General features: G+C 72.3%; 14 protein-coding genes. 9 read left to right on the top strand and 5 right to left on the bottom strand.

Annotation, left to right across the window (positions count from 1 at the left end):
* Positions 1 to 129 precede the first annotated feature (129 nt).
* From sepH to ACFO3J_RS26480, 3 genes are all read right to left on the bottom strand, one after another.
* On the bottom strand, positions 130 to 1,161 hold the full coding sequence (gene sepH / locus ACFO3J_RS26490) for a septation protein SepH (RefSeq protein WP_386434142.1): 1,032 nt from the start codon (positions 1,159 to 1,161) through the stop codon (positions 130 to 132).
* Between the two features lie 338 nt (positions 1,162 to 1,499).
* Positions 1,500 to 2,819, bottom strand: a complete 1,320-nt coding sequence (locus ACFO3J_RS26485; protein WP_386434139.1) for a D-arabinono-1,4-lactone oxidase — start codon at positions 2,817 to 2,819, stop codon at positions 1,500 to 1,502.
* Positions 2,779 to 4,020, bottom strand: coding sequence for an MFS transporter (locus ACFO3J_RS26480; RefSeq protein WP_386434137.1), 1,242 nt, complete (start codon positions 4,018 to 4,020; stop codon positions 2,779 to 2,781). The genes ACFO3J_RS26485 and ACFO3J_RS26480 overlap by 41 nt, the downstream gene beginning before the upstream one ends.
* Before the next feature lie 212 nt (positions 4,021 to 4,232).
* On the opposite strand from ACFO3J_RS26480, the gene ACFO3J_RS26475 reads away from it, so the two are divergent.
* Both ACFO3J_RS26475 and ACFO3J_RS26470 read left to right on the top strand, forming a co-directional pair.
* Complete coding sequence (locus tag ACFO3J_RS26475; RefSeq protein ID WP_386434134.1) at positions 4,233 to 5,375, top strand: ferrochelatase; 1,143 nt, start codon at positions 4,233 to 4,235, stop codon at positions 5,373 to 5,375.
* Between the two features lie 110 nt (positions 5,376 to 5,485).
* A complete protein-coding gene (locus ACFO3J_RS26470) occupies positions 5,486 to 6,295 on the top strand; it encodes an inositol monophosphatase family protein (protein ID WP_386434132.1) in 810 nt (269 codons plus the stop codon).
* A 160-nt stretch (positions 6,296 to 6,455) separates the two neighbouring features.
* Here the strand turns inward: ACFO3J_RS26470 and ACFO3J_RS26465 are convergent, their stop codons facing one another.
* Entirely contained in the window at positions 6,456 to 6,629 is a 174-nt protein-coding gene (locus tag ACFO3J_RS26465; protein ID WP_176725257.1) for a hypothetical protein, read from the bottom strand.
* A 245-nt stretch (positions 6,630 to 6,874) separates the two neighbouring features.
* Between ACFO3J_RS26465 and ACFO3J_RS26460 the strand changes: the two genes are divergently transcribed.
* The 4 genes from ACFO3J_RS26460 (at position 6,875) to ACFO3J_RS26445 (ending at position 10,401) form a co-directional block, all read left to right on the top strand.
* The gene (locus ACFO3J_RS26460; RefSeq protein ID WP_386434130.1) at positions 6,875 to 7,528 is read left to right on the top strand and encodes a response regulator transcription factor; all 654 of its coding nucleotides are present in this window, start codon (positions 6,875 to 6,877) and stop codon (positions 7,526 to 7,528) included.
* Between the two features lie 15 nt (positions 7,529 to 7,543).
* Entirely contained in the window at positions 7,544 to 8,806 is a 1,263-nt protein-coding gene (locus ACFO3J_RS26455) for a sensor histidine kinase (protein WP_386434128.1), read from the top strand.
* 472 nt (positions 8,807 to 9,278) lie between these two features.
* Positions 9,279 to 9,578 (top strand): DUF4193 domain-containing protein, encoded by a 300-nt coding sequence (locus ACFO3J_RS26450; protein WP_033173914.1) that lies wholly within the window; start codon positions 9,279 to 9,281, stop codon positions 9,576 to 9,578.
* A gap of 13 nt (positions 9,579 to 9,591) precedes the next feature.
* A complete protein-coding gene (locus ACFO3J_RS26445; protein ID WP_386434125.1) occupies positions 9,592 to 10,401 on the top strand; it encodes a hypothetical protein in 810 nt (269 codons plus the stop codon).
* A gap of 26 nt (positions 10,402 to 10,427) precedes the next feature.
* Here the strand turns inward: ACFO3J_RS26445 and ACFO3J_RS26440 are convergent, their stop codons facing one another.
* Positions 10,428 to 10,892, bottom strand: a complete 465-nt coding sequence (locus ACFO3J_RS26440; RefSeq protein ID WP_386434122.1) for a DUF3093 domain-containing protein — start codon at positions 10,890 to 10,892, stop codon at positions 10,428 to 10,430.
* A 164-nt stretch (positions 10,893 to 11,056) separates the two neighbouring features.
* Between ACFO3J_RS26440 and ACFO3J_RS26435 the strand changes: the two genes are divergently transcribed.
* From ACFO3J_RS26435 to ACFO3J_RS26425, 3 genes are read left to right on the top strand one after another with little or no spacing between them, the layout of a single operon-like run.
* Positions 11,057 to 11,662: a PaaI family thioesterase gene (locus tag ACFO3J_RS26435; RefSeq protein WP_386434120.1), complete on the top strand. Its 606-nt coding sequence runs from the start codon at positions 11,057 to 11,059 to the stop codon at positions 11,660 to 11,662.
* On the top strand, positions 11,659 to 12,189 hold the full coding sequence (gene dut, locus ACFO3J_RS26430; protein WP_386434117.1) for a dUTP diphosphatase: 531 nt from the start codon (positions 11,659 to 11,661) through the stop codon (positions 12,187 to 12,189). The genes ACFO3J_RS26435 and dut overlap by 4 nt, the downstream gene beginning before the upstream one ends.
* Positions 12,190 to 12,191: 2 nt before the next feature.
* Positions 12,192 to 12,977 carry a DUF3710 domain-containing protein gene (locus ACFO3J_RS26425; RefSeq protein WP_386434114.1) on the top strand — a complete coding sequence of 262 codons (786 nt, stop codon included), beginning with the start codon at positions 12,192 to 12,194 and terminating at the stop codon, positions 12,975 to 12,977.
* Positions 12,978 to 13,106: the final 129 nt, after the last annotated feature.

Genomic DNA, 13,106 nt, shown 5'->3' with positions numbered 1-13,106 from the left:
GCCGGGACCGGCTGACGGCCGCCGACTCCGGCCGACGCCCGGCAAGGCCGTGAGGGGACAGCCGCCTGAGCGGCTGCCCCCCATGGCCTTCACGCCTCCCGGTCGCCGGACGCCGGGCCCGCACGGGCCCTAGTCCTGCTTCTTGCGCCGGCTGCCGAAGACGATCTCGTCCCAGCTCGGCACGGTGGCCCGCCGGCCCGGGCGGACGCCGTCCGCCTCGGCCTGGCGGTCGGTGGAGCCCTTGAGGCGGTCGCGGTGGCCGGCCACCGCGCGGGGCATCAGCACGTCGGCGTAGGCGGAGCCCGCGCTGGCGGCCGGGGCCGTCTCCTCCGCCTCCTCGGCCGGGTCCTCCGCCGCCGGGACGGCGTCGGGCACCGGCGGCGCCGAGGGCACCACCATGTCGCCCCGGAAGCTCGGCACCGCTTCCAGCAGGCTGGTCAGCGAGTCCCGCTCCTCGGCGGCCTCGGCGCGTTCCTCCCCGCGCGGCTCGGTCTGCCGGTCCAGGGCGCGGTCCAGCGGACGGTCCCTGGGCAGCCTGGCGATCCGCGGTACGAACGGGAAGCTCGGCTCCTGCTGCGCCGCCTGGCTCTGGGTGGTCTCGCCGATCAGCGACCTGGCCTCGTCGTCCACCGCCTGCACCAGCCGGCGCGGCGGGTCGTAGGTCCAGCTCGCCGAGTGCGGCTCACCGGCCACCCGGTAGACCAGCAGCACCTCCCAGGTGCCGTCGTCCCGCCGCCAGGAGTCCCACAGCACGTGGTCCTTCTCGGCGCCGCGCAGCAGCAGTCGCTCCGCCACCGCCTCGCCCAGCTGCGGCCCGGTGCTCTCGCCCTGCCGGCGGACCGGCGTCTTCCTGGCCCGCTCGGCCATGAAGGCGCGCTCGGCCAGCACCGGTCCCTCGAAGCGGCGGACCCGCTCCACCGGGATGCCGGCCATCTGCGCGACCTCCTCGGCGGAGGCACCGGAGCGTATCCGCGCCTGGATGTCACGGGGCCGCAGATGGCTCTCGACCTCGATCTCGATCTGGCCCAGCCGGGCCCGGTCGTTGCGCACCGCGGCACGCAGCCGCTCGTCGATGGGGAGCGTGTATTCCGTGCTGTCGGCAGCTTTGAGCACCAGTCGTGTGCCGTCGTTACTGACGGCCACGACGCGCAGTTCGGGCACGATTACCTCCCGGGTGGTGCCTGCCGACGTCCGTTGCGTCGCTGCTCCCGTTGGACACGAGTGTGGCCTGCCCGGGTGCAGCGTGCCACAACCTTGCACAGTTACCCGGCGTGTCGGGTGTACATGGTGACACGCCGTTATGGGACGGTGGTCATTTGGCCACGGAGCGTGACCAAAAGGCGACCGTACGGGCACCGGGCGCCGGGATTCGCCACGGTACTCCATTTGGACCACCGCAGGGTGGCTGCCGCGCCGTCGAATGTCTTCCGTACGGCGGGAGTTGAGTGATGCGACTCACATGTGCGCCGGGTGCGCGCCGGGCAAAAGGGGGCGAAGGACTACGAACCGAGCACCCTCCGCAGGTAGTCATTGCCGAACAGCCGTCCCGGGTCCAACCGCTCGCGCAACCGGGTGAATTCTTCGAACCGGGGATACACCGAACCGAGGTAATCCGCATCCCGGGTATGCATCTTGCCCCAGTGCGGCCGACCGCCCAAACCGATCATCATCTTCTCGACCGCGGCGAAGTACTCCTGATAGCGGCTGCCCCGGAACATGTGCACCGCGATGTAGGCGGTGTCCCGTCCGCAGGCGGTGGACAGCGGGATGTCGTCGGCCGGCACCACCCGCACCTCCACCGGGAAGCTGATCCGGAAGTCGGACCGCTCCACCATCGCCCGCAGCTCGCGGACCGCGTCCACCGCCGCCTCCCGCGGCACCGCGTACTCCATCTCCATGAACCGCACCCGGCGCGGGCTGGTGAACACCTTGTAGGGGATGTCGGTGTACGTCCGGGCGCCCAGCGCGCGGCTGGAGACGCGGGCGATGCCGGGGATCGCGGCGGGTACCGCCCGGCCGACCTCGCAGGCGGCCCGGAAGACGCCGTTGGACAGCAACTCGTCGTCGATCCAGCCGCGTACGGCCGGCACCGGGGCGGCCGGGCCCGGAGCGCGGTTGTTCCGCTTGGTGGTGCAGTTCGCGGTGTGCGGGAACCAGTAGAACTCGAAGTGCTCGTTCTCGGTGGTCAGCCGGTCGAAGTCGGCCAGCACGCGGTCGAGCGGCATCGGCTCCTCCCTGGCGGTCAGCAGGAAGACCGGCTCCACCGCGAAGGTGACCGCGCTGACCACCCCGAGGGCGCCCAGGCCGATCCGGCCCGCCGTGAACACCTCGGGATTCTCCGCGGCCGAGCAGGTCAGCACCGAGCCGTCCGCCGTCACCAGTTCCAGCGCGGTGATCTGGGCCGCGATCGACCCCGAGTCCCGGCCGGTGCCGTGCGTGCCGGTACCGGTCGCCCCCGCGACCGTCTGCTCCATGATGTCGCCCATGTTGGTCAGCGACAGGCCCCGCTCGGCCAGCACCGCGTTCAGCCGGCTCAACCGCACCCCGGCCTCGGCGGTGACGGTGCCGGCGACCGGGTCGACGGAGCGGATCGCGGCCAGCCCCTCGGGACGGATCAGCACCCCGTCGGTGGCCGCGGCGGGGGTGAAGGAGTGCCCGGAGCCGACCGCCTTGGCGGTCAGCCCTTCGGCCGCGGCCCGGCGTACCACCTCGGCCAGTTCCGGCACCGAGGCGGGCGTCTCGGTGCGGACCGGCCTGGCCGTCACATTGCCGGCCCAGTTACGCCACACCTTCCCGGCTGTGCCGGTCGATACGGCCATCGCCGTACTCCTCCCGCTCCGGCACCGGCAGCAGCCGGCGCTTACCGAAGAACGCCACCGCCACGGCGACCGCCGCCGCGCCGACCGGTACCGCGAAGGCCGCCGAGGCGCCGTGCGCGTCGATCACCCGACCGGCGAGCGCGGCCCCGGCGGCGACGCCGATCGCGAGCCCCGTGGAGGTCCACGTGATGCCCTCGGTCAACCGCGCCCGCGGAACCAGCTGTTCCACCAGGCCCATCGCGGTCACCATCGTCGGTGCGATGGTCATACCGGACAGGAACAGCGCACCGGCCAGCAACCACAAGTTTCCGACCAGTAGTGGCGGGATCATACTCACCGCCATGAGGGTTATCCCCAGCAGGAACCGGCCGGACCGGGTGCCGCGCGGGGTGAGCAGCCCGAAGACCAGCCCCGCCAGGCACGATCCGAGGGCGTAACTGGCCAGCACCAGGCTGGCCAGCGCCTTGTGCCCGTGCTCGTCGGCGAAGGCCACCGCGGTCACGTCCACCGCGCCGAACATCGTGCCGGTGCCGATGAACACCCCGGCCAGTACCGGCATTCCGGGGGAGCGCAGCGCCGAGCGGCCGGTCGACTGGTCGCGGGGGACGGGCGCCGGCTCGGTGCGGCGCTGCGCGGTCAGCAGCAGCACGCCCAGCCCCAGGAAGACCGCCGCCAGCAGCGGACCGGCCTCGGCGAACGCCACCGTGCACAGCCCGATGGACAGGATCGGGCCGACGATGAAGACGATCTCGTCCACCACCGACTCCAACGAGTAGGCGGTGTGCAGGAGTTCGGGCGAACCGCGATGGATCGCCGACCACCTCGCCCGTACCATCGCGCCCATACTCGGGGTGAGGCCCGCGCCCAGCACACACACGAAGTAGACCCAGTCCGGCGCCCCCGCCCGCACCGCGACCAGCAGCGCCGCCACCGAGCCCACCGTGACCGCGCTGGCCGGGCGCAGCACCCGCCGCTGGCCGTAGCGGTCCACCAGCCGGGAGACCTGCGGTCCGCAGACCGCGGCGGACAGCGCCAGCGCCGCCGAGAGCGAGCCGGCCAGTCCGTAGCGCCCGGTGATCTGGGAGATCATCGTCACGATGCCGATGCCCAGCATCGACAGCGGCATCCGTCCGACCAGGCCGGCCGCCGAGAACGCCCAACTGCCGGGGACCGTGAAGATCGCGCGGTACGGGCTGCTCACGGAAGGCTCCCCGGGTAAGGTGCGTGGCTGGCCCATACAGCTTACGTAGTGGGGCAACCGGATTTCCGCTGGGTATTTCCGGGGCGGGCGGGCGGCCCGGGGGCCGGGAGCGGGGTCCGTGCGGCCGGCCGGCGGGCCGGGGCATCCCCGGGGCGGCCCCGGTGGGGAGGCGGTCGCCGGGCCCGTCACCGGCGGGTGGCAGGATCGGAGGCATGTCCGATCAGCCACCTCAGCCCGCCCCCGGGACCCGGCCCGACGCCGGTCCCTACGACGCCCTGCTGCTGCTCTCCTTCGGCGGTCCCGAAGGCCCCGACGACGTGGTGCCCTTCCTGGAGAACGTCACCCGGGGCCGCGGCATCCCCCGCGAGCGGCTCAAGGAGGTCGGCAAGCACTACTTCCTGTTCGGCGGCGTCAGCCCGATCAACGCCCAGAACCGGGCGCTGCTCGACGCCATCCGGGAGGACTTCGCCGGCGGCGGCCTCGACCTGCCGGTGTACTGGGGCAACCGCAACTGGGCGCCCTATCTCACCGACACCCTGCGGGAGATGACGGACGCCGGCCACCGCCGCGTCCTGGTGCTGGCCACCAGCGCGTACGCCTCCTACTCCGGGTGCCGCCAGTACCGGGAGAATCTGGCCGCCTCGCTGGCGGTGCTGGCCGAGGAGGGCCGCGAGCCGCCCCGGCTCGACAAGCTGCGGCACTACTTCAACCACCCCGGCTTCGTGGAGCCGATGACCGAGGCGACCCTGACCGCGCTGGCGGCCCTGCCGCCGGAGGTGCGCGACGGCGCCCGGCTGGCCTTCACCACCCACTCGATCCCGACCGCCGCCGCCGACACCTCGGGGCCGGTGCCCGGCCACGGCGACGGCGGTGCCTATGTCGCCCAGCACCTGGACACCGCCCGGGTGATCGCCGACGCCGTGCGCGAGGCCACCGGTGTGGAGCGCCCCTGGCAGCTCGTCTACCAGTCGCGCAGCGGCTCCCCGCACATCCCGTGGCTGGAGCCGGACATCTGCGACCACCTGGAAGAGGCGCACGCGGCGGGCGCGCCCGCCGTGGTCATGGTGCCGATCGGCTTTGTCTCCGACCACATGGAGGTCAAGTACGACCTCGACACCGAGGCGGCCGCCAAGGCCGCCGAGCTGGGTCTGCCGGTCACCCGCGCGGCCACTGTCGGCGCCGACCCCCGCTTCGCCGCCGCCGTACGCGAGCTGGTGCTGGAGCGGGCCGCCACCGAGCGCGGCCTGGGCCCCCGGCGCTGCGCCCTGGGCGCCCTGGGCCCGAGCCACGACATCTGCCCCGCGGGCTGCTGCCCGGCCAGGACCCCGCTGCCGGCCGCCGCCGGAACCGACTGAGCGCTTAACCGGCCGGGCGCGAACCGGCCGGGCGGGCACCCGTCGAGCGGTACGGAAACAGCCGGCCGGCCCGCGCATGACCCGGGAGGCACGAACTGAGGAGCCACGAGATGACCACACCGGCGAGCCCGGACCCCACCGAACTGCTGGAGATCGCGCTGGAGGCGGCCCGCAGGGCCGGCGCCCTGCTGCGCGACGGCCGGCCCGCCGACCTCGGCGTGGCGGCCACCAAGAGCAGCCCGATCGACGTCGTGACCGAGATGGACATCGCCGCCGAGAAGCTGATCACCTCCTACATCGGCGGGCAGCGGCCCGGCGACGGCTTCCTCGGTGAGGAGGGCGCCAGCAGCGAGGGCACCAGCGGGGTGCGCTGGGTGATCGATCCGCTGGACGGCACCGTGAACTACCTCTACGGCCTGCCGGGCTGGGCGGTCAGCATCGCCGCGGAGTACGAGGGGCGGGTGCTGGCCGGTGTCGTGGAGGCGCCGATGCGCCGCGAGACCTACCAGGCGGTGCTGGGCGGCGGCGCTTTCGTCAACGGGACGCCGGCCCGCTGCCGGCCGGCCGCCGAGTTCTCGCACGCGCTGATCGGCACCGGTTTCGGCTACCTCGCCGAGCGCCGGGTCGCGCAGGCCGAGGTGGTCCGCGCGCTGGTGCCGCGGGTCCGGGACATCCGCCGGGCCGGGGCCGCCGCGATCGACCTGGCCGACGTCGGCTGCGGACGGCTGGACGGATACTTCGAGCGCGGTCTGCATCCGTGGGACATGGCGGCCGGGGCGCTGTTCGCCCGGGAGGCGGGCGCGCTGACCGGTGGACGGCCCGGGGAGCCCGCCTCGGGCGAGCTGACCATCGCTGCGCCTCCCGGGCTCTTCGAGCCGCTCCAGGAGCTGCTGGAGGGCCTGGGCGCCTGGCACGACTGAGGCGCGGTCCCCCACGCGGCCCGTCCGGCGCTGTCCCGGCCGCCCCAGGCCGGTGACGGCCGGCTCCCGCGCTGTTCGCCGCGCGTAGACATGCGAACGCCCCGGCACCTTCCTGGTGGCCGGGGCGTGCGGCTTTTGGGTCGACCGCGGAATCAGTGGATCAGGCGACCTTGGGCCGTACGTCCACCCCGTGTTCCGCGGCGAGTCGCTGGAGGTCCTCCAGCTCGCTCTGCTCGACCTCGGCGAGGAATTCGTCGCCCGTCTCCCGCGCTTTGCGCAGGTCGGACTCGGTGGTGTGTATGCGCTGCAGGATTCCGGTTGTGAACGCGTTCATGTGCGCCCCCTCGTCGACTCCGTTGACACGAGGTGTGTCAAGCCCGGCGCCACGCGATGGGAAACGCGTGGCGAGGCATGGTGGGTGGGTGTACGCCTGTCCTCCCCACCCGTTTCGGGGCGGAAACCTCCCGGCAACCGGAAAATTGCGCGGGCATGTGCCAGGTGGCTCCCTTATCGCCGATTTACGGCCTCCCGGTGCACCATGGGGGTGCATTCCCACAGCTCATGGAAGGGACAAGCGCCTTGCGCGTACTGGTCGTGGAGGACGAGCAACTGCTCGCCGATGCGGTGGGCACCGGCCTGCGCCGGGAGGCCATGGCCGTCGATGTCGTCTACGACGGCGGTGCCGCTCTGGAGCGGATCGGGGTCAATGACTACGACGTCGTCGTCCTCGACCGGGACCTGCCGGTGGTGCACGGTGACGAGGTGTGCCGGCAGATCATCGGCCTCGGCATGCCCACCCGGGTGCTGATGCTCACCGCGGCCGGCGACGTCAGTGACCGGGTCGAGGGGCTGGAGCTGGGCGCCGACGACTATCTGCCCAAGCCGTTCGCGTTCACCGAGCTGACCGCCCGGGTCCGCGCACTGGGCCGCCGCACCACCGCGGCCCTGCCGCCGGTGCTGGAGCGCTCCGGCATCCGGCTGGACCCCAACCGCCGCGAGGTGTTCCGGGACGGCGCCGAGGTGCACCTGGCGCCCAAGGAGTTCGCCGTCCTGGAGGTGCTGATGCGCAGCGAGGGCTCGGTGGTCTCCGCCGAGCAACTGCTGGAGAAGGCCTGGGACGAGAACACCGACCCGTTCACCAATGTGGTGCGGGTCACCGTGATGACCCTGCGGCGCAAGCTCGGCGAACCCGCGGTGATCGTCACCGTGCCCGGTTCCGGCTACCGGATCTGATCGCCCATGGCCTCCGTGTCGTCCCAGACTCCCGCGCCCCCGCCACCCGCCGGTCCTCCGGTCCCGCCGCGGCCCTCGTGGGACCCGCCGTCCTCCGCCGAGAGCGGGCCGCCCTGGCTGCGGCCCACCATCCGTATCCGGCTGACCGTGCTCTACGGTGGCATGTTCCTGATCGCCGGGGTGGTGCTGCTGTGGATCATCTACCTGCTGGCGGCGCAGGCCATCAACCAGGGCAGCGCGCTGCCGGTCACCTTCATCGACGCCCACATCCGTTCGACCAACTGCTCCGCGCTGTCGACCGACGGCACGCTCACCCAGGACCAGTTCACCCAGGCGCTGGGCGTCTGTATGCGGCACCAGCGGGACCTGGCACTGAACACCCTGCTCAAGCGTTCGCTGATCGCCCTGATAGGGCTGGCCGTGGTCGCCTTCGCCTTCGGTTATGTCATGGCTGGCCGGGTGCTGGCGCCGCTCGGCCGGATCACCAGGACCGCCCGCGGCGTGGTCAGCTCCGACCTCAAGCGGCGGATCGAGCTGGACGGCCCGGACGACGAGCTGAAGGAGCTGGCCGACACCTTCGACGGCATGCTGGACCGGCTGGAGCGCTCGTTCGACGCCCAGCGCCGCTTCGTCGCCAACGCCTCGCACGAGCTGCGCACCCCGCTGGCGATCAACCGCACCCTGCTGGAGGTCCAGCTCTCCGACCCGGAGGCGTCCCCCGACCTCCAGCAGCTCGGCAAAACCCTGCTGGCCACCAATGAGCGCAGCGAGCAGCTGGTGGAAGGCCTGCTGCTGCTGGCCCGCAGTGAGAACGAGATCGTGGACCGCAAACCGGTGGACCTGGCCGAGGTCGCGTCCCAGGCGCTGGACCAGGCGCGGGGCGAGGCGCAGAGCAAGGCCGTGGAACTGCGCGGTGAGCTGAGCGCCGCCGTCGTACAGGGCAACGGTGTGCTGCTGGAGCGCATCGCGCTGAACCTGGTGCAGAACGCGGTGCGCTACAACGTGCCCGAGGACGGCTGGGTGCAGGTGAGTACGGTCGTGCAGAACGGGCATGCGGTTCTGGTGGTAGCCAATACCGGGCCGGTTGTGCCGGCCTACGAAATCGACAATCTTTTCGAGCCGTTCCGGCGGCTGCGTACCGAGCGGACCCGCAGCGACAAGGGTGTCGGGCTGGGCCTGTCCATCGCGCGCTCGGTCGCCAGGGCCCACGGCGGCGTGATCGCCGCGGAGCCCCGCGAGGGAGGCGGCCTGGTCATGCGGGTCGCGATCCCGCTGTAAGGTCTCCCACGGTCTTCCACCGGACCTGCGGAATCAGCCCCTTCAGCGCTGTGAACCGCGTCACTTCCGACTCGTGTGTCACAGCGGGCGGAATCGGCTCGTGTTCGCTTTGCGAGTAATTTCAGGGTCTGTTCTCAGCCGGTACAGATGGTGATCGGCCGGACACGGACGTCGTACAACGGGTACTCTCGGTGATCGCCAGACCTGGGAAAAGGACCGGAAAATCCATGTTTCCCCAGGTCATGATCACGGGAAGTACACGTGGAGGCGCCCGTGGCGGACGATTCGGAAACCGTCACGGATCATGATCGGCCACCCTGGTCATCACCTCTTCGGGGGCGTCAGTGGGTGTCGATCGAGTAACAGGCCTTGATGTGAGGCAAAATCTCCGCCTCAGGTCGGGCACAAGTCCGGCCTCCCGCGCGTTACGTGCGCTGGAGACACCACAGACACCCACAGGGGGAGAGCGAAAATGGCTACTGATTACGACACCCCACGCAAGACCGACGACGACGTCAACGAAGACAGCATCGAGGAGCTGAAGGCCCGGCGGAACGAGAAGTCGACCTCCGCGGTCGACGTCGACGAGTTCGACCAGGCCGAGTCCCTGGAGCTGCCCGGCGCCGACCTCTCCAATGAGGAGCTGTCGGTCCGCGTGCTGCCCCGGCAGGCGGACGAGTTCACCTGCATGAGCTGCTTCCTCGTTCACCACCGGAGCCAGCTGGCCTCGGAGAAGAACGGGAACCCGATCTGCCGCGACTGCGCGGCCTGATCCGCGGGCGCCCGTGACCGGCTCGCCGGAAGGACACGAGGGCGACGAGCGGGGCCGTGCGGCCTCGCTCGCGGCCACCACAGCGCGCTCGGCCTCGTTCGCGGCCACCGCAGCGCGCTCCATCGGCCGCGGCGTGGCGGGCGGCGCCCGCTGGGGCGGCAGGTTCGCCAAGGTCGGCGTCGGCTCGGTCGCCGAGCGGCTGGTCGACACCGCACCGCGGATCCCGATCCGCGATCTGGCGACCCTGCGCGGGCAGTTCCCCGGGCTCGGCCCGGAGGACATCGCCGACCGGCTGACGTCAGCGGCGGTCAGGGGCACCATGACGGTCGGCGCCGGAGTCGGCGCCGCCGCGATGCTACCCGCGCCGCCCGCGATACCGGCCGAACTGGCCACCGAGACGCTCGGCGTCGCCGCCGTCGAGTACAAACTGATCGCCGAACTGCACGAGGTCTACGGACTGCGCGTCCCCGGCACCGCCCGGGAGCGCGCCACCGCCTATCTCTGGTCCTGGACCGAGCAGCGCGGTATCGACGTGCTCAAGCCGACCACCGTCAATGTGGCACTCGGCAGCAGCATGAAGCGGGAGCTGCGCCAGCGGCTGCTGCGCCGCTCACTGCGGCACACCCCTTCGCTGACCCCGTTCATGGTCGGCGCCGCCGTCGGCGCCCTGATGAACCGGCGCGACACCCGCAAGCTCGCCGAGCGCGTCCGCCGGGACCTGCGGGCCCATCAACTCCCTTGGCCGGACCTGGAACCGCCGGCCCTGCCCGCCGGGCCGAGACCCCGCCCGGAGCTGCCGGGGCCCGGCAGCGGCACTGGCTGAGACCCCGTCACCCCGGCCCGCTCCCGTCAACCGGTCGTCGTCCTGACCGCCGCCAGCGCGTCCGCCAGCCGCTGCGGGAAGCGCGTGGACAGGTAGAGATACGGCGTCGGGTCGGACGGATCGATGATCTCGACCCTCAGCGCGGTCGGCACATACGAGCGCAGCAGCATGAACGCCCGCGGGTCGGCCTTGTGCGACCGCCAGGCAACCGTCTCGGCCGGGTCCAGCACCATGGCCTCGCCCAGCGCCTCCAGCGGGATCCGCGCCTTGCCCGCCATCAGCGAGCCGGCCACCACCCGGATCCGCGCCGAGCCGTAGGAACTGACCCCCATCATGGCCAGCGCGGTGCCGCCCACCAGACCGGCCAGGATCGCCAGTGGCCCGAAGGGGAACACGATCAGCGCCATCGCGACGCCGACCCCGAAGGCGAGCGCCCACCAGGAGCGGGGGACGGTCAGGCGTTCGTCATAAGGCTGCGGGGCACCAGGCATGGGACAAGGGTGCCATGGGCACCTGTGCCGTCCGCCGCGCGGGCACGCCAGCAGCCGGGTGACACCGGAGCCCGGCGGCGGCCTCCCACAGGTATCCGACAGGCTTCCGAAAGCCGGTGGGCTCCGGAAGGGAAAGGATCGCGCAGGAGGGTAGGGTCTCCGGCGTGAGTTCAGCCACGACATCCGCCAGCGGCGGCCGGCCGGTTCTGGCCCCGCCGCCCGACGCCACCGAGCCCGTGCGGCATCCGGACGCCCCCGCCCCCGGGACGCCGCTCGGCCCGCACTACGACCAGTGCTTCGGCTGCGGCGACGACCAGCCGTACGGACTGCACCTGGCGGTCAGGGCCGGCGAAGGCGTCGGTGTCACCGCCGAGTTCACCGTCCGGCCCGCCCACCAGGGCGCCCCGGGTCTGGCCCACGGCGGCGTGCTGGCCTCGGCGCTGGACGAGACGCTCGGCTCGCTGAACTGGCTGCGCCGGGTGATCGCGGTCACCGGCCGGCTGGAGTCCGACTTCCTGCGCCCGGTGCCGGTCGGCGCCACCCTGCACCTGTCGGCCCGCTGCACCGCGGTGGCCGGCCGCAAGATGTACGCCAGCGCGGAAGGCCGGATCGGCGGCCCCCAGGGGCCGGTCGCGGTCCGCGCCCAGGCACTGTTCGTCGAGGTCGGCGTGAGCCACTTCACCAGCAACGGCCGGCCCGAGGAGATCAGGGCCGCGATGTCCGATCCCGACCAGGTGAAGGTCGTGCGCGCCTTCGAGGTGGGCCCATGAGCGCCGTACGACCACCGGTGGACGTGCTGCTGCGGCGGCTGGACGAGTCCGTCCCGGTGCCCGGCTACGCCCACCCCGGCGACGCCGGCCTCGATCTGATCACCACCGAGGCCGCGGAACTCGCGCCCGGCGAGCGTACGGTGCTGCCCACCGGCATCTCGATCGCGCTGCCGGACGGCTACGCAGCCTTCGTGCACCCCCGTTCGGGCCTCGCGGCCCGCTGCGGAGTGGCGATGGTGAATGCTCCGGGAACGGTCGATGCCGGGTACCGTGGGGAGATCAAGGTGATCGTGGTCAATCTCGACCCGCGCGAGACCGTCCGGTTCGAGCGGGGCGACCGGGTCGCACAATTGGTCGTCCAGCAGGTCGAGCGGGTTCGCTTCCACGAAGTGGCGGAGCTGCCCGGCTCTGCCCGGGCCGCGGGGGGCTTCGGTTCCACGGGGGGTCACGCCGCGGTGGAGCCGCCGTCGGCCGACACGTCCAGCAACGGATACGCATCGGTCCTCAGCGACCGGGAAGGACAGTGACCGTGTTCCGTCGTCGCAAGGAGCGCGAAGACGCCATCGACGAGCTCGACGAGGCCGAGGGCCTGGACGGGCCGGCGGAGGACGCCGAGGATGCCGAGGAGGAGTCGGGCGGCTCCGGGGAGTCGGTCCGGTACAACCTCCCGTCCGCCCCGCGGCCCGACGGCCCCTGGGACGCGTCGGAGATCCAGGAGCCCGGCGAGGGCCGGGTGGACCTCGGCGGTCTGTTCGTCCCCGGGGTCGACGGCATGGAGCTGCGGGTCGAGGTGGCCGGCGAGTCCATCGTGGCCGCCACCGTGGTGCTGCGGGACAGCGCCGTGCAGCTCCAGGGCTTCGCCGCCCCCAAGTCCGAGGGCATCTGGGGCGAGGTCCGGGACGAGATCGCCTCCGGCATCACCCAGCAGGGCGGCATCGTCGACGAGATCGAGGGCCCGCTGGGGTGGGAGCTGCGTGCCCAGGTCCCGGTCCGGCTGCCGGACGGTACCAACGGCGTGCAGCTGGTCCGTTTCATCGGCTGCGACGGCCCGCGCTGGTTCCTGCGCGGTGTGATCTCCGGCCAGGGCGCGGTCCAGCCGGCCGCGGCCGGCGTACTGGAGTCGATCTTCCGTGACACCGTGGTGGTACGCGGTGACGCTCCGATGGCGCCGCGCGACCCGATCGTGCTCAAGCTCCCCAACGACGCGCAGATGGTGCCGGACGGCGCCGCCCCCGCGGAGCCGGCCGAGCCCTCCAAGTTCGGCGACGGCATCGACCCGCTGCGCCGCGGCCCGGAGATCACCGAACTCCACTGATCCGCATCCGCCCGGCCCCACCGGCCGACCCGCACACCTCAGCCACCCGGCCGCCGATCCGTTCGGCGACCGGGTGAGGTGTTTTCCGGCCCGCATCCCGGCTGAGCCCTGCCCGAACGCGCCGCGGCC

The sequence above is a fragment of the Streptomyces polygonati genome (assembly GCF_042650325.1).
GTDB lineage: Bacteria > Actinomycetota > Actinomycetes > Streptomycetales > Streptomycetaceae > Actinacidiphila > Actinacidiphila polygonati.
Note: the sequence above shows the minus strand (reverse complement) of the source record. Positions and strands in the feature narration are given on the sequence as shown.